Annotated in this window: 19 protein-coding genes and 1 other annotated feature (1 of these 20 only partly in view); of the genes, 1 reads left to right on the forward strand and 18 read right to left on the reverse strand. The window is 42.0% G+C overall.

The genetic code is table 11. The features are described 5' to 3' along the window. Nucleotides 1-2: 2 nt before the first annotated feature. The 12 genes from M1F37_RS01220 to ybeY all read right to left on the reverse strand — a co-directional run bounded on the left by M1F37_RS01220 (nucleotide 3) and on the right by ybeY (nucleotide 9,664). A complete protein-coding gene (locus M1F37_RS01220; protein ID WP_247934397.1) occupies nucleotides 3-956 on the reverse strand; it encodes a competence protein CoiA in 954 nt (317 codons plus the stop codon). A 71-nt stretch (nucleotides 957-1,027) separates the two neighbouring features. Beyond that, nucleotides 1,028-1,888: an SAM-dependent methyltransferase TehB gene (tehB, locus tag M1F37_RS01225; protein ID WP_247934398.1), complete on the reverse strand. Its 861-nt coding sequence runs from the start codon at nucleotides 1,886-1,888 to the stop codon at nucleotides 1,028-1,030. 14 nt (nucleotides 1,889-1,902) lie between these two features. After that, nucleotides 1,903-2,370, reverse strand: coding sequence for an SsrA-binding protein SmpB (gene smpB / locus M1F37_RS01230; RefSeq protein ID WP_247934399.1), 468 nt, complete (start codon nucleotides 2,368-2,370; stop codon nucleotides 1,903-1,905). Further along, a complete protein-coding gene (gene rnr, locus M1F37_RS01235; protein WP_247934400.1) occupies nucleotides 2,333-4,687 on the reverse strand; it encodes a ribonuclease R in 2,355 nt (784 codons plus the stop codon). Before rnr ends, smpB begins: the two co-directional genes overlap by 38 nt. 100 nt (nucleotides 4,688-4,787) lie before the next feature. After that, the gene (secG, locus tag M1F37_RS01240; RefSeq protein ID WP_000282517.1) at nucleotides 4,788-5,021 is read right to left on the reverse strand and encodes a preprotein translocase subunit SecG; all 234 of its coding nucleotides are present in this window, start codon (nucleotides 5,019-5,021) and stop codon (nucleotides 4,788-4,790) included. A gap of 39 nt (nucleotides 5,022-5,060) precedes the next feature. Next, a complete protein-coding gene (gene rpmG, locus M1F37_RS01245; protein WP_001809104.1) occupies nucleotides 5,061-5,210 on the reverse strand; it encodes a 50S ribosomal protein L33 in 150 nt (49 codons plus the stop codon). Next, complete coding sequence (locus tag M1F37_RS01250; protein WP_247934401.1) at nucleotides 5,210-6,409, reverse strand: multidrug efflux MFS transporter; 1,200 nt, start codon at nucleotides 6,407-6,409, stop codon at nucleotides 5,210-5,212. The genes rpmG and M1F37_RS01250 overlap by 1 nt, the downstream gene beginning before the upstream one ends. After that, nucleotides 6,396-7,001: a dephospho-CoA kinase gene (gene coaE, locus M1F37_RS01255; RefSeq protein WP_247934402.1), complete on the reverse strand. Its 606-nt coding sequence runs from the start codon at nucleotides 6,999-7,001 to the stop codon at nucleotides 6,396-6,398. The genes M1F37_RS01250 and coaE overlap by 14 nt, the downstream gene beginning before the upstream one ends. Further along, nucleotides 7,001-7,825 carry a DNA-formamidopyrimidine glycosylase gene (gene mutM, locus M1F37_RS01260; protein WP_247934403.1) on the reverse strand — a complete coding sequence of 275 codons (825 nt, stop codon included), beginning with the start codon at nucleotides 7,823-7,825 and terminating at the stop codon, nucleotides 7,001-7,003. Before mutM ends, coaE begins: the two co-directional genes overlap by 1 nt. Nucleotides 7,826-7,873: 48 nt before the next feature. After that, a complete protein-coding gene (gene era, locus M1F37_RS01265; RefSeq protein ID WP_247934404.1) occupies nucleotides 7,874-8,773 on the reverse strand; it encodes a GTPase Era in 900 nt (299 codons plus the stop codon). A 17-nt stretch (nucleotides 8,774-8,790) separates the two neighbouring features. Continuing rightward, nucleotides 8,791-9,186 carry a diacylglycerol kinase family protein gene (locus M1F37_RS01270; protein WP_247934405.1) on the reverse strand — a complete coding sequence of 132 codons (396 nt, stop codon included), beginning with the start codon at nucleotides 9,184-9,186 and terminating at the stop codon, nucleotides 8,791-8,793. Beyond that, nucleotides 9,167-9,664, reverse strand: coding sequence for an rRNA maturation RNase YbeY (gene ybeY / locus M1F37_RS01275; protein WP_000275156.1), 498 nt, complete (start codon nucleotides 9,662-9,664; stop codon nucleotides 9,167-9,169). Before ybeY ends, M1F37_RS01270 begins: the two co-directional genes overlap by 20 nt. Before the next feature lie 104 nt (nucleotides 9,665-9,768). Between ybeY and pavA the strand changes: the two genes are divergently transcribed. After that, nucleotides 9,769-11,424, forward strand: coding sequence for an Rqc2 family fibronectin-binding protein PavA (gene pavA / locus M1F37_RS01280; protein ID WP_247934406.1), 1,656 nt, complete (start codon nucleotides 9,769-9,771; stop codon nucleotides 11,422-11,424). 74 nt (nucleotides 11,425-11,498) lie between these two features. Here pavA and M1F37_RS01285 read toward each other — a convergent pair whose 3' ends face one another. The 6 genes from M1F37_RS01285 to infC all read right to left on the reverse strand — a co-directional run bounded on the left by M1F37_RS01285 (nucleotide 11,499) and on the right by infC (nucleotide 15,110). Further along, on the reverse strand, nucleotides 11,499-12,485 hold the full coding sequence (locus M1F37_RS01285) for a dihydroorotate dehydrogenase (RefSeq protein WP_247934407.1): 987 nt from the start codon (nucleotides 12,483-12,485) through the stop codon (nucleotides 11,499-11,501). Continuing rightward, nucleotides 12,448-13,248, reverse strand: a complete 801-nt coding sequence (locus M1F37_RS01290; protein ID WP_001070086.1) for a dihydroorotate dehydrogenase electron transfer subunit — start codon at nucleotides 13,246-13,248, stop codon at nucleotides 12,448-12,450. The genes M1F37_RS01285 and M1F37_RS01290 overlap by 38 nt, the downstream gene beginning before the upstream one ends. Nucleotides 13,249-13,496: 248 nt before the next feature. Continuing rightward, nucleotides 13,497-13,877 carry a VOC family protein gene (locus tag M1F37_RS01295; RefSeq protein WP_000157153.1) on the reverse strand — a complete coding sequence of 127 codons (381 nt, stop codon included), beginning with the start codon at nucleotides 13,875-13,877 and terminating at the stop codon, nucleotides 13,497-13,499. A gap of 58 nt (nucleotides 13,878-13,935) precedes the next feature. Continuing rightward, nucleotides 13,936-14,295 (reverse strand): 50S ribosomal protein L20, encoded by a 360-nt coding sequence (gene rplT / locus M1F37_RS01300; RefSeq protein WP_000124834.1) that lies wholly within the window; start codon nucleotides 14,293-14,295, stop codon nucleotides 13,936-13,938. 51 nt (nucleotides 14,296-14,346) lie between these two features. Continuing rightward, on the reverse strand, nucleotides 14,347-14,547 hold the full coding sequence (gene rpmI / locus M1F37_RS01305) for a 50S ribosomal protein L35 (protein WP_001125943.1): 201 nt from the start codon (nucleotides 14,545-14,547) through the stop codon (nucleotides 14,347-14,349). Nucleotides 14,548-14,579: 32 nt separating this feature from the next. Continuing rightward, nucleotides 14,580-15,110: a translation initiation factor IF-3 gene (infC, locus tag M1F37_RS01310; RefSeq protein ID WP_000848180.1), complete on the reverse strand. Its 531-nt coding sequence runs from the start codon at nucleotides 15,108-15,110 to the stop codon at nucleotides 14,580-14,582. A gap of 15 nt (nucleotides 15,111-15,125) precedes the next feature. After that, nucleotides 15,126-15,138, reverse strand: a sequence feature (ribosomal protein L20 leader region) (it continues 119 nt past the right edge of the window).

Here is a 15,138-nt window from a genome sequence, read left to right on the forward strand (position 1 = left end):
TTCTATTCTACCATATTTTTCAAGAAATATTGCTGATAAAAGGCTGGTGGATAAAGCTTTTGCCAATCATTTTGAGGATTTTCTTGATAATAGGTATAAAAGTGCTGATAATAGCTATTCAAGTCTTGTTCAATCTGGAAAAATTTGCCCACTAGTGGTCTAATTTGGGGATACCATGCTTTTAGCTCATAAGTCAGGATATTCTCTCCCTTTTGATAGGCTTCTGCTTGTTCTTTCATCCAAAAAGGATTTTGATAATACAATTGTTGCCGGATATAGCGACAGATGTCCTTATCCTCAGAAACTGTAAAATGAGATATTTTTTGTTTCTTATAGGGAAGACGTAATATCTCCAGTAGACTATCTTGATCATAGGGAAATTCCTTAATCTGATAATGGAGTTTACCTCGGAGATCATGGTGGATGAGATATTTCAGCCTTAAAACCTGTTTTTTCTTGTCTACTTCCCAAACATAAAAGCCCATATTTTGACTGAAATAAAGAAAACCTTGTTGCAGACGAGTCAAACGATCCTTGAGCCAAAGTTTTTCTCCCAGCAACCACAGCACTTGGTAACCCTGACTACGATAGCCCTCACTTCGCTCTTTAAGAAGATTTTGAGACAAGGGGCTACACTGAACTTCTAGAGCTAGATTCCCATTTACAAATACATCTGCAATCTGTTTAAGCTCTGGAAGAGGGTACTCTAATTTCACCTCTGTCTCTCTTTTCAACCAGTGATAGAGGATTTCCTTATTTGCCAAGTGTTCTGGACTTTCATTTTCAAAAGAATATTCACAGTCTTTTAAGGATTTATGGGCAAAATGGGTCCGGACACTTGATCCTTGGCGCAAACGGAGCTGACCCCCACAAGCTGGACAGGTGTAGTCTTGCTTCTCAAGTCTATCCTCTAACACATTTACCAACTGTCCGCTAGCATCTCTCGCAACAAACATGAATTCCCTCCTTTTCTATATTATTCGTAAAAAAGAAAAAAGATCAGGAAATTCCTAATCTTTATTCATGTTTATTTGATTTTTTTAGCTAACATGGTCGCAAAGCGTAGTTGAATACGATTGCCATTCTCATCGCGACGGTGCAGATGGCCTGGATTTTCATTATACTTAAGCAATTCCCAGTCCTTGTAATAGTCAGCCAGTTCCCCTTCTTTAAAGGTGAATGGGAAGTTCACTGAACAAGGATAATCCTCCGTATCCATGGCGCAGACGATAAGATTGTAGCCACCAACAGTGGTTTTCTCCTGCATATTTTTGATAATTGCAGGAATGCGATCTGCTTGCAAAAACATCAAAACAACCGTCGAGACGATAAAATCATAGGCTTGCCCAATACTGGCTGAATTGATATCGTAAAGACCAACAGGCATGTCCAAATCTTCCTGCTCCACAATGCTTTGTAAGATTTCAAGAGATAATTCATTTTGATCCACGGCTGTCACTTCAAAACCTTGCTGGGCTAGAAAGAGTGCATTACGCCCCTGACCACAGCCCAAATCCAAGGCTTTCCCGGGTTTTACTGTCTGCATAGCCTCTAGCACCTCTGAATGAACAGGATTGGTATTGTATTTTTTAGGGAAATAATCCTCAGGTTTACAATAAAATTCCAAGTACCATTCTACATCGTCTGTTACAGCCTCCACTCGGTGCCAAGCTTGTGGTTGCGCCATGGGATTGTCAGCTCCTGCTTCAAAGAGGTGTTCAGCTATAACCTCACCATCCTCTGTCAATTCAATAAACTTGAGAGTTCCTTTTAAAACAGTAATCTTGCCCCAAGTACCCACCTTGGTATTGTGCTTTTGCTGAACTGCCTCTGGCATGGTCTCTTTAGACCACAAAGGCATGCGTTTATAGGCAACTAGTTTTTCCATCTTCATTCCTCTTTTTATCGTTGGTTGACTGCTTTCATCACGCGCGCAATATCGCGATTCTGCTCACGTCGCTTGATAGACTCCCTTTTGTCATAGTCATGTTTCCCTTTGGCAAGTCCTAAAAGAAGCTTGGCATAGCCATCTTTGATATAGACTTTAAGGGGAACCAGGGTCATTCCTGTTCCTTTAGTCTCTTGTTCCAACTTATGGATTTGTTTCTTATGGAGCAGGAGTTTGCGACGACGTTCTGGTTCTTGATTCCAGATATTGCCCTCTTCGTAAGGAGCGATATGAACATTGCTCAACCAAACCTCACCATTTTTCACTTGGGCAAAGCCGTCCTTGAGATTGATTCGAGCAGCTCGTACACTCTTGATTTCAGTTCCAGTCAGGACCATCCCTGCCTCTAGCGTATCTACGATTGTATAGTCGTGGCGCGCCTTTTTATTTTGTGCGACGACCTTTCCCTCGCCCTTTGCCATGCTTGGCTCCTTTCTTAGCTACTTCCTTATAAAAAGGTTTCTTTCCTTTTTTCTTCTTGTCTTTTTGTGAATGCTTGCGCTTATCATTTGAACGTCCTGATTTTCTCTTGTCTTCCTTCTTATCTAGACGACGACTTGAACCACGCCCTCTGTCACTACGATTAGACTGTTTTAAGCCTTTTTCAATGACATCAAACTCACTAGGGATATAAGAGAAGTCAATTTCACCCGTCATCTTGTCGGCTCTTTCAACTCGAATACGAATCTGTTGACCTACACGGAAGGTTGTTCCTGATTTCTCTCCACGAAGAGTCAAATCACGCTCATTGAAATGATAAAATTCAGGAAGATTTGTGATGTGAATCAAACCTTCAACCGTATTTGGCAATTCAACAAAGAGACCGAACTTGACAATACTTGATACAACCGCATCATATTCTTCTCCCACGTATGCTTCCATGTATTCAGCCTTTTTCATTGCTTCGACTTCACGTTCAGCCTCAATGGCACGACGTTCACGGTTGGAAGACTGGGTCGCAATCTCTGGAATTACTTGCTCAAAATGCTCTGCTATTGCCTTAGAACGGCCGTAGTCCCGAATCATACGGTGAACAAGAAGGTCTGGATAACGTCGAATCGGGCTAGTAAAGTGAGTATAGTAGTCAGCCGCTAGTCCATAGTGGCCGTGATTATGCTCCGAATAGCGAGCCTGTTGCATGGAGCGAAGAAGCATCATGGACAATACATCCGCATAAGGTTCTCCCTCAACAGTACGCATGATGTCTTGGAGGGCCTCCTGGCTAATCTCACTTGCGGTCCCATAAATGCGCAAGCCAAAGCTCGAAGCATAGTCAATAAACTTCTGAACCTTTTCAGCCTTAGGTTCCTCATGAATACGATAGATAAAAGGTAGGTCCAGCTTGCTAAAATGTTCCGCAACTGTTTCATTGGCCATCAACATAAAGGACTCAATCATACGCTCCGCAACTCCACGCTGACGAAGCACGATATCAACAGGCTTACCCTGTTTATCCACTAAAATCTTCGCTTCGTTGGTATCGAAATTGAGGGCTCCACGTTTCACACGCATGTTTTCTAGAGTCTCATGGAGCTTAGCCATGAGTTCGATACTTGGAACAATTTTCTGATATTCTTTTCTCTTTTCCTCGTCACCTGCTAAGATGTCATTGACATCGCTATAAGTCATACGGAAACTAGTCTTGATTACCGTTTGTGTGATGGTGTAGTTGACTACACGACCATGTTTATCAATCTCCATAATGGCAGACTGGGTCAGGCGGTCAACTTGAGGATTGAGAGAGCAGATGCCATTTGACAATCGTTCCGGAAGCATTGGGACCACACGATCTGTCACATAGACAGAAGTTGCGCGGTTAAGGGCTTCCTTATCAAGAGCAGACCCCTCAGTTACATAGTAAGAAACATCTGCTATATGAACTCCGAGTTCCAGATTGCTATTTTTCAATGCCTTGATATGCACCGCATCGTCCAAGTCCTTGGCGTCAGCACCGTCAATGGTAAAAGTAATCTCATCTCTCAGGTCCAGACGGCCTTCCATATCCTTTTGAGATGGAATATCAGGCACACTTTCTGCTTCCTTAACAACAGCCTCTGGAAATTCTGAGACAATGTCCATAGACTCCAAAACCTCAAGAACATCAATTCCGACATCCGTTGAGTGTCCCACCACATCGAGGACACTAGCGACAAAGAAATCATGTTTCTTGCTTGGGTATTTATCGATAAAGACCTTGAGAACTTCGGTTCCCTCTAGTTTAAGGGCTGGTTTCTTAACATAGATGGGTTGGTTGATTTTCTGATTTTTCGAACGGATGTAGCCAGCATACTTAGGCTTTTCCTGATCCAGAACGATCTGACCGACAACATTTGTTAGGCTGTGCTCTAAGATATCAATAATTTTGGCTTCTGCTGCTGTTCCTTTATTACGGTCAGCCACTTTCTTGATGACGACCTCAACGGTATCGCCATCAATAGCGTAGTTAACATCGTTTTTTCCTACAAAAAGGTCGTCCTCCTCGCCTTCAAGACTGACAAAGCCAAAGCCATTTTTATGGGCATGAAAAATCCCCTTGAGAGTAATCTCATGTTTTTTCTTGGCTTCCAAGGTCAGACTTCCATCTTCTTCAAAGCGAATCTGGTGCTTTCTTTCCATTAGGGACAAGGTTTTAATCAACTCACGAAAATCCTTGGAACCGTCTTTTCCCAAAGCCTGAGCCAAGTCATTGACAGTCACCTTTCCCTTGTCTTGTAAATATTCTTTTATTCTATCTTTCATATTTTCTTTCTAGATTTTTTATTTTCTTTTACTGTAAAACCTTCTCAAATATCTTTTAAAAATAAAAAGAGGCAAAGACCTAGTCCTGCCCATTATTTTCTTATCTACTTGATAATACCGTCAATGCTAAGGCAATGGCTAGCCAGAAAAAGACTAAAATCCCTGTCAAACGCTGCATTACAGCTTCAAAACCGCGTGCTTTACTGCGTTCAAACAAATCACCTGAGCTGGCATCAAATACATTGCTGGATTGGTTTTTGGTTGGTTGCATGAAAATCGCAATCACAATCACAACAGATAATACTAATAAAATGGTTAATAATAGGTTATACATATCAAACTCCTTAAAATCCCTATTATTTTACCATAAAATCTACTTAGATTCAAGATGTAGGGTTACTTTTCTTTCCTTGGGACAATACTTTAAAACCTCAATCTTGTCTGGATGGGTTTTTGAGTTTTTACTGGTTAGGTAATTGATACTGCCACAAGAGGAGCATTTGAGATTAATTTTTACTCGCACTAGATTTCCTTTACTTTTAATAATGTTCGAAATTGAAGAAGGTTAAAGAGACAACTAAAGGCAACACAAAGGCTTGTCGCATAAAATACTGCATGGTAGCCAAATTGACCTGCTACTGCAGAACCTGCCATGGGACCAACGACGCCTCCCAGATAAAAGAATACCTGATTGAAGGCAAAGACCCTCGAAATGCCGGCTTTGGGAGTCATTTTGCTGAGTAGGGCATTAACCCCGGGAATCAAGGCACCGGTTCCCAGTCCAAAGAGGAAACGATAAAGTCCTAGTTGAAGGGGGCTAGAGGCATTGGCACAGAGGAGATAGATGATGACTGAATAAAACTGGGCGACAACCAAGAGGCGATGGTTGCCCACCTTGTCACCTAGCTTTCCCATAACTCCTGCACTCATCATACTGGAAAAGCCCATACTGGACACAATCAAACCAGAGACAAAAAGAAGATTCTCTGTCTGGCCTAAGTCGCGTACATAAAGAGCTAAGATAGGGCCGATTGATTGGGCTGAAAATTGGATGACAAAACTGGTCAGAAAGAGGTTGACCAAGAGATAGGGATATTTAACTGATGTAAATAATTCCTTTGTTGGGATGGCCTTTTCCTTGGCTACTGGTTGAAAATCTTCCTTGATAAAGCAAATAGTTAAAACAGCAGCTAAGAATAGAAAACTACCAACTAGTAAGAAAACAGTACGAATGCCAAATAATTCTGCAATAAATCCCCCGATAAAGGGACCAGTTAGAGTACCTGCAACTACGCCTGTAGACAAAGTACCTAAGGCAGTTCCTGATTTCTCCTTTGGAACCTGACTGGCTATCAAGGCCGTTGCATTGGGAACAAAACCCGCAAATACACCATTCAGTAAACGAAGAAAGATTAACCAATAGATATTTGGCACAAAGGCCAAGCCTCCCATAGTAATGGTCATGGCCATCCCAGCCCGAATCATCATGGGTTTTCGACCGTATTTGTCAGCAAGGATGCCCCAGATAGGAGAGAAAAGTGCCGCAGAAATGGCAGAGACAGAAATAGCTAAACCTGCATAAAAAGCAGCTTGATCACTCCCTACACCCAGATTTTCCACAAAAATAGGCATAAAAGGCACAACCAAGGAAATACTGGCTCCTGTCAGAAAATTACCAAACCAAGCAATGCGCAGATTATCTTTCCAGTTAATCTCTGTCATCTTGCTTACCTCCGTCAAGTAGAGAAAGCACTTGAGTTAGAAGCTTGTCCTGATTTCCATTGTTGTCTAGAACATAACTAGCCAATTTTTTCTTTTCTTCTAAGGGCCACTGAGAGGCCAGACGAGATTCGGCTCCATCCTTGGATAGCTGATCCCTTTTCATTAAGCGTTCTACTTGGATATCTCGATCCACATAGACCAACCAGATCTCATCAAACCAAGAGATATAGTCCTGCTCAAAAAGTAGAGGAATATCCATGAAAAATAGGCCCTCAGTCTGAGATAACTTATCTCTCAAAGTAGCCAGTTCCTCACGGATAATCTCCCCTTGGATTTGCTTCGACCATTCTTGCTCTTCAAGATTTGAAAAGATGAGACTAGCTAGGAGAGGGCGATTGAGTTCTCCATTTTCAAGGATGATTTCTTGCCCAAAGTGCTGGACTAGAGCCTGGAACAGACGACCAGCAGGTTTTTGTAGTTGGTGGACGACTGCGTCGGCATCCACTACTTGAAAGCCTTGCTTTCTTAGAAAATTTGTCACGGTTGACTTACCAGAGGCAATTCCCCCAGTGATTCCGATGATTTTTCCCATCAGCCCCTCCTTTGGCACTGAGGACAAAAGTGAGTTCCACGTCCGCCTAGTTGGATTTTTTCAATCACAGTGCCACAACGCGAACAAGCTTGACCTGCCTTGTCATAAACTTGATGAAAGTCCTGCATGGTTCCATCTTCCCCAAAGGCATTGGTATAAGTCCGAATGGTTGAGCCACCTTTTTCAACAGCCTGACCCAAAACAGCAATAGTCTGGTCATGAATGGCAGTCGCTTCTTCTGTTGTCAAAGTCTGTGAAGGTCTAGCCGGATGAACCTGAGCTCGCCAGAGAACCTCATCCACATAGATATTGCCAAGTCCAGCTACCAATGTCTGGTCGAGAAGATGCGTTTTGATAGGTTTCTTAGATTTCTTCAAGGAATCTATAAAAATTTCTAAGTCAAAGTCCTGTTCTTTAGGTTCTGGACCCAACTTTTTAGATAGAAAGTAAGCTTCTAAAAGTTCAGGAGCAAGCAACTCCATAGTTCCAAACTTTCGGACATCCTCATAAACAAGCGTTCCTCCATCCTCAAACTGGAAAAAAACATGGGCATGCTTGCGTTCAGGAACCTGGTTCGGATAGTAAAAATACTTTCCCTCCATCCGCAAATGAGAAATCAAGACCTTGTCTGTCAGGTAGAAAAGTAAATATTTACCACGACGTCCCATTGACTCAACAATCTGACCAGGCACTTCCTTTTGAAACTCGTCCAAGTTCGTTTTAATCATCTTGGGATAACGAATTTCTATACTCGAAATCTTCTTACCCAGAATCAATTTTTCTAAGCCACGACGAACCGTTTCAACCTCAGGTAATTCAGGCATAGCTCCTCTCTCTCCAAAAACAAGAAGCAGGCTACTGCCCACCTCTTCTTAGTATTCTTTTTCGTTATAGCCAAAGTCAGCCAAGTCTAGCTTTTTATCTCGCCAGTTTTTCTTAACCTTGACCCAAGTTTCTAGAAAGACCTTGTCCCCTAGCATGAGCTCGATATCACGACGGGCCATGGTCCCAATTTTCTTGAGCATGGCGCCACCTTTACCGATGACAATCCCTTTCTGACTATCGCGCTCGACCATGATAGTTGCTCGAATATGAACTTTATCAGTTTCCTCATCTCGCTTCATCGAATCTACCACTACTGCAACTGAGTGAGGGATCTCTTCACGAGTTAGGTGCAATACTTTCTCACGAATCATTTCGGATACCAAGAATCGCTCTGGGTGGTCTGTGATTTGATCTGATGGGAAATACTGGAAACCTTCCTCAAGGTTTTCACTGAGAATATCGACTAAACGAGAGACATTATTCCCCTGAAGGGCTGAGATGGGTACAATCTCCTTAAAGTCCATTTGATTACGAAAATCATCAATCTGAGATAAAAGTTGGTCCGGGTGAACCTTATCGATCTTATTCACCACCAGAATCACAGGGACCTTGGCCGCCTTGAGACGCTCAATAATCATGTCATCTCCCTTACCACGCGCTTCATCAGCAGGCACCATGAAGAGTACAGTATCCACTTCACGAAGGGTGCTGTAGGCAGACTCAACCATGAAATCTCCAAGAGCTGTCTTAGGCTTGTGAATCCCTGGAGTGTCGATAAAGACAATCTGCTCCTTATCGGTTGTATAAATTCCCATGATTTTATTGCGCGTTGTCTGCGCCTTATCACTCATAATGGCAATCTTTTGCCCCATAACGTGATTCAAAAAGGTTGACTTCCCAACATTGGGACGTCCTAAAATGGCTACAAAGCCTGATTTAAATGTCATAATTTCCTCTTATCTTTTTAAAATATTAGATCCCAGATTCGTGGGAGAAAAATCAATGCGCCTGTTAAGGCTGCGAAAAGAGAGGCCACTAGTACCGCGCCAGCTGCCATATCCTTGGCATTTTTAGCCAGCATGGAAAAGTGATAGTGACTGGCCAAATCCACCACATTTTCGATAGCAGAGTTAATAATTTCAAAGGCTACTACCAAGAAAATGCTTAATAGGAGAAAGAGCCATTCGATTCGTGACACCTGAAAAACAAAACCTGCAAGGATGACTACTAGAGCCGTCACTGCATGTTTTCGCATATTGCGTTCTTCTTTAATAGCAGTAAAAATCCCTGTGAAGGCAAATTCTAAACTGGATATCAGGTCACGATTTTTCCATTTTCTTTTATTGTCTTGTGAGTCCATAGGCTGTCAAAATTTCTTCTTGTAAACCGAACATCTCCGCTTCTTCTTCCGGAGTGTAGTGATCATAGCCGTTGATATGTAAAAAGCCGTGTACTGCCAAGAAGCCCATCTCACGCTCAAAGCTGTGACCGTATTCCTCAGCCTGCTCATGAGCCTTATCGATAGAGATGAAAAGTTCCCCAATATAGGCATCAAACTCAGACATCATCTCTGCCAATTCAGGATTTTCAAGTAAATCCTCTTCGTCAAAGGCAATTTCCAATTCTGGTTTATACTCAAGGCTGATGACATCTGTCGGACGGTCTGTGTCACGGTACTCCAGATTGAGTTCATGACTACGCTCATTGGTCACAAAGGTAACTGCCATCTCCTTGTCTTCTTTTCCCAATTTTTGGGCTGCAAATTCCAAAATTTCTTGGGTTTGTTGCAACATTTCTTTTGAAACTTGACCAGTTTCATCTACCATTTCAATATACATGTGCTTCTCGTTTCTCTTTACTTGGCTTTATTATACCACATTTCCATGATTTTATTCTACCTTTTTGATATAATACTATGGAATACAATCACAAGGAGAGAACTATGTCATTTGACGGATTTTTTTTACACCACATGGTTGAGGAATTACGAAGAGAGTTAGTGAACGGTCGCATCCAGAAAATCAATCAACCTTTTGAACAAGAGTTGGTCTTGCAAATCCGTAGCAATCGCCAAAGCCATCGCCTGCTCCTTTCTGCCCATCCAGTTTTTGGACGCATTCAGCTGACCCAAACGACTTTTGAAAATCCAGCCCAACCCTCTACCTTTATTATGGTTTTGAGAAAGTATTTACAGGGTGCCCTGATTGAGTCGATTGAGCAAGTGGAAAATGACCGTATTGTGGAAATCACCGTTTCCAATAAAAACGAGATTGGAGACCATATTCAGGCTACCTTGATTATCGAAATCATGGGTAAACACAGCAATATTCTACTAGTCGATAAAAGTAGCCATAAAATCCTCGAAGTCATTAAACACGTCGGTTTTTCACAAAATAGTTACCGCACCTTGCTTCCTGGATCGACCTACATCGCTCCACCAAGTACGGAATCTCTCAATCCTTTTACTATCAAGGATGAAAAACTCTTTGAAATCCTACAAACACAAGAAACCACAGCTAAAAACCTTCAAAACCTTTTTCAAGGTCTGGGACGTGATACGGCAAATGAATTGGAAAACATTCTGGTTAGTGATAAACTATCCACTTTCCGTACCTTTTTCAATCAAGAAACCAATCCTTGCTTGACTGAGACTTCCTTCAGTCCAGTTCCTTTTGCAAATCAAGTGGGAGAGCCATTTGCCAGTCTTTCTGATTTGTTGGACACCTACTATAATGATAAGGCTGAACGTGACCGCGTCAAACAGCAAGCCAGTGAACTCATTCGCCGTGTTGAAAATGAACTTCAGAAAAACCGACATAAGCTGAAAAAACAAGAAAAAGAGTTACTAGCGACAGACAATGCTGAAGAATTTCGCCAAAAAGGAGAATTGCTGACAACCTTCCTCCATCAAGTGCCTAACGACCAAGACCAGGTTATCCTAGACAACTACTACACCAACCAACCTATCACCATTGCGCTTGATAAGGCCTTGACTCCCAACCAGAATGCCCAACGCTATTTTAAACGTTATCAGAAACTAAAAGAAGCTGTCAAATACTTGACTGATCTGATTGAAGAAACCAAGGCAACCATTCTCTATCTGGAAAGTGTGGAGACCGTCCTAAACCAAGCTGGACTAGAAGAAATCGCTGAAATCCGTGAAGAATTGATCCAAACAGGTTTTATCCGCAGAAGACAGCGAGAAAAAATCCAGAAACGTAAAAAACCAGAACAGTATCTAGCTAGTGATGGCAAAACCATCATCTATGTCGGACGCAATAACCTGCAAAATGAAGAACTAACCTTTAAAATGGCTCGCAAGGAAGAACTTTGGTTCCATGCCAAGGACATTCCTGGAAGCCATGTTGTCATCTCAGGCAATCTTGACCCATCTGATGAAGTCAAGACAGACGCAGCAGAGTTGGCCGCCTACTTCTCTCAAGGTCGCCTGTCAAATCTGGTTCAAGTGGATATGATTGAGGTCAAAAAACTCAACAAACCAACTGGTGGAAAACCAGGATTTGTCACCTATACAGGACAAAAGACCCTCCGTGTCACACCAGACCCAGAAAAAATCGCATCCATGAAAAAATCCTGATTTTACTTGAAATCAGGATTTTTAACATACTTCCTTAACAATCTGAAAACAATCAAGAACAGATTGATTACAGTTTACATCAGAGACTCTTTTACTTCCTTTCGTAGATTTTCTAGACTGCTAATGCCGTATTTGTCCATGACTTTTGGCAGATTTTCAATAATATCAGGACAGGCATAGGGATTGGTAAAGTTGGCTGTTCCAACTCCGATGGCAGATGCCCCAGCCAGATACATTTCTAGCGCAGCTTCAGCCGAATCCACTCCTCCCATTCCAATGATAGACAGGTCTGTTGTTTGGGCTACTTGACGGATGAGTTTGAGGGCTACTGGAAAAACTGCTGGACCAGACATCCCACCTGTTCCATTAGCCAAGATTGGTTTTCTAGTTTTTAGGTCAAAGCGCATGCCAACCAGAGTATTAATCATAGTTAAGCCACTTGCTCCTGCATCCTCTGCTGCCTTTGCGACAGTAACGATATCGGTCACACTAGGAGTTAGTTTGACATAAACTGGTACATCAGAGGCTTCCACAGCTGCTTTCACCACATCATAAGCTAAATCTGGATCTTGACCAATCAAGAGTCCATGATTACAGTGATCTACGTTGGGGCAAGAAATATTGAGCTCGATAGCCTTTACATTAGTTGCCTTTGAAATTCCTCGAGAAACAGCTTCATACTCTTGTTTTGAAAAACCAGCTACATTGGCAATGATGGGAAGATTTGGATATTCTCTTTCCAGCCAAGGAAGCTTTTCGGCCAAAACAACTTCCAAACCAGGATTTTGCAAGCCAATTGCATTGAGCATACCAGCAGGCGTCTCTGCCACCCTTGGAGTTGGATTTCCAAAGCGTGGTTCAAGGGTTGTCGCCTTGATCATAATAGAACCTAAAAGGTCTAAATCATAGTACTTGGCATACTCTTGACCAAAACCAAAACATCCTGATGCTGGAATGATCGGATTTTTTAAGTCCAATCCAGGTAGAGAAACTTGTAAACGATTTGTAGTCATGATTTTCTCCTTATAATACAACTGTTCCTGTGCGGAAAACAGGGCCATCTTCACAGACGCGTTGGCTGACCGTCTCGCTTTCTGGCACTTTTAGGACGCAGGCATAGCAAGCCCCCATCCCACAAGCCATACGAGATTCCAGAGATAGATAGGCTCTTGGGTGGTCATAAAAGGTTTGATTGATATACTTCATCATTCCAGGCGCCCCACATGAGTAAACAGCATCAAACTGACTATCTAAATCATTGATGGCAACAGAAACATTCCCCTTAATGCCATAAGAACCATCATCTGTCGTTACAAAGACCTGACCATATTGGGCCAATTCCGTCTCTAAAATAACAGCATCCTTGTTGGCAAAACCGAGGACAGTCACTACTTTCACTCCACGTCCATACAATTCCTTGGCCACCTCAAGCAAGGGTGGAACACCGATCCCCCCTCCAACTAAGAGAACCTGGCTCTTCTCATCTAGGTCAGACAAGTCAAAACCATTTCCCTGAGGACCCATCACATCAAGAGTATCTCCCTGACTTAAGGTTGAGAAAATAGCTGTCCCAGCCCCTTCAATCCGATAAATGAGATGGCACTGCTTGTTTACCTTGTCGATAGACGAAATTGAAATAGGGCGACGCAAGAGATGGGCATCATCAGGTACACGTAGATGAAGAAATTGACCTGCTCGCATGGCTTCGACCATCTCCCCTTCTAGGACTAATTCAAAGATTGCTGGTGCGATTTCCTCCTGTGCTACCACCTTCATGGTTTCTAAACGAATTGCACCCAAACGTTTCTTACATGTGGGATTCATGACTTTTCCTCCTTAAATTTTAAGGGGACCAGACAAAGAAAAGACCTTGCTAGTGCAAGGCCTCAGTTAAAATCGTACAAGACAAGAGAGCACACTCAAAAAGTCTCCTCTAGAAAATTGCACTATTCTTTTATCTGACACCTTGTGAGTCTCTCTGGACTCCCCTTAAAGGTTAAATTTTTACTAGTATACTCTTTCAGATAAAAAAAGTCAAGTAGAAAACGAACATTCTACTTGACTTCACGAGATTATTTTTCACGAATGACTTCGACCTTGTAGCCATCAGGGTCTTTGACAAAGTAATAGTTAGGTGCAGTTCCTGGTAGACCATTTGGCTCAGTCACTTCATAGCCTTTGGCACTGTGCTCTTGATGAAGAGCTTCAAGATCAGGTGTACTGAGGGCGATATGGGCAAACCCATCTCCAACCACATAAGGACCATGATCGTAGTTATAAGTCAACTCCAACTCATAGTCGTCACCCTCAAGTCCTAGATAGACAATTGTGAAGGCATGGTCTGGAAAATCTCTGCGACGCAATTCTTTGAAACCAAAAGCATCTTGATAAAATGCGATTGATTTTTCAAGATTTTCTACTCGCAAGCAAGTGTGTAGCATTTTTGAAGCCATTTTTTTCTCCTTTATTTTTAAAAAGACTGGGACAATCCTGTTCCAGTCCTATCTGTTATTATTTACCAAGTTTTGCTTTAGCTGCATCTGCAAGAGCTGTGAAAGCTGCTGCATCGTTAACAGCCAAGTCAGCAAGCATTTTACGGTTAACTTCGATCTCAGCCAATTTCAAACCATGCATCAATTGTGAGTATGAAAGTCCGTTCATACGAGCTGCCGCGTTGATACGAGTGATCCACAATTTGCGGAAGTCACGTTTTTTCTGACGACGGTCACGGTATGCATAGTAGTAAGAGTTCATTACTTGTTCTTTTGCAGTACGGAACAAGATGTGTTTAGCTCCATAGTAACCTTTTGCTAATTTAAGAATACGTTTACGACGTTTGCGTGATACAACGCCACCTTTAACACGTGCCATGTTTTATTTCCTCCAAATATTTCCTAGAATTGTTTACTTACAGTCAAGCTATTATTTCAAGCGAGTAAGCATTGCTTTGATACGTTTGTAGTCTCCTGAATGCACCATAGATGCTTTACGAAGATGACGACGTTGTTTCTTAGTTTTTCCGTGGAAACGGTGAGAAGTGTAAGCACGGAAACGTTTAAGTCCACCAGAACCTGTACGTTTGAAACGTTTAGCTGATGCGCGGTGTGTTTTTTGTTTTGGCATGATTTTTTCTCCTTTATTTAACTTTCTGACAATTATTTTTTGTCAGTCGCTGGCGCCAATTGCATGAACATTTGACGTCCATCCATTTTAGCACGTTGTTCGATGATTGCAATATCTTGAGTTGCTTCAGCAAACTCGGCTAAAACTTTTGCACCAATCTCTTTATGGGTAATCATACGACCCTTAAAGCGAATAGATACCTTAACTTTATTTCCTTTTTCAAGGAATTTACGTGCATTGCGAAGTTTTGTATCAAAGTCACCCTTGTCAATCGTTGGACTTAGACGAACTTCTTTCACAGTAACAACACTTTGTTTTTTACGTTGTTCTTTTTGCTTCTTCTGGTACTCAAATTTGAACTTACCGTAGTCCATAATTTTTGCAACAGGCGGTTTGGCTTGGGGTTGAATCAATACTAGGTCAACATTAGCGTTATCAGCCAAAGCTTGCGCTTCACTGAGTGGCTTGATGCCTAGCTGTTCTCCTTCAAGACCAATCAAGCGAACTTCACGTACACGAATCTCATCATTGATGAATAAGTCTTGCTTTGCTATGGTTTTCACCTCTTTTGTTTTATTAGAGAAAAACAAT

It is taken from the genome of Streptococcus mitis, assembly GCF_023109105.1.
Lineage (GTDB): Bacteria > Bacillota > Bacilli > Lactobacillales > Streptococcaceae > Streptococcus > Streptococcus mitis_BW.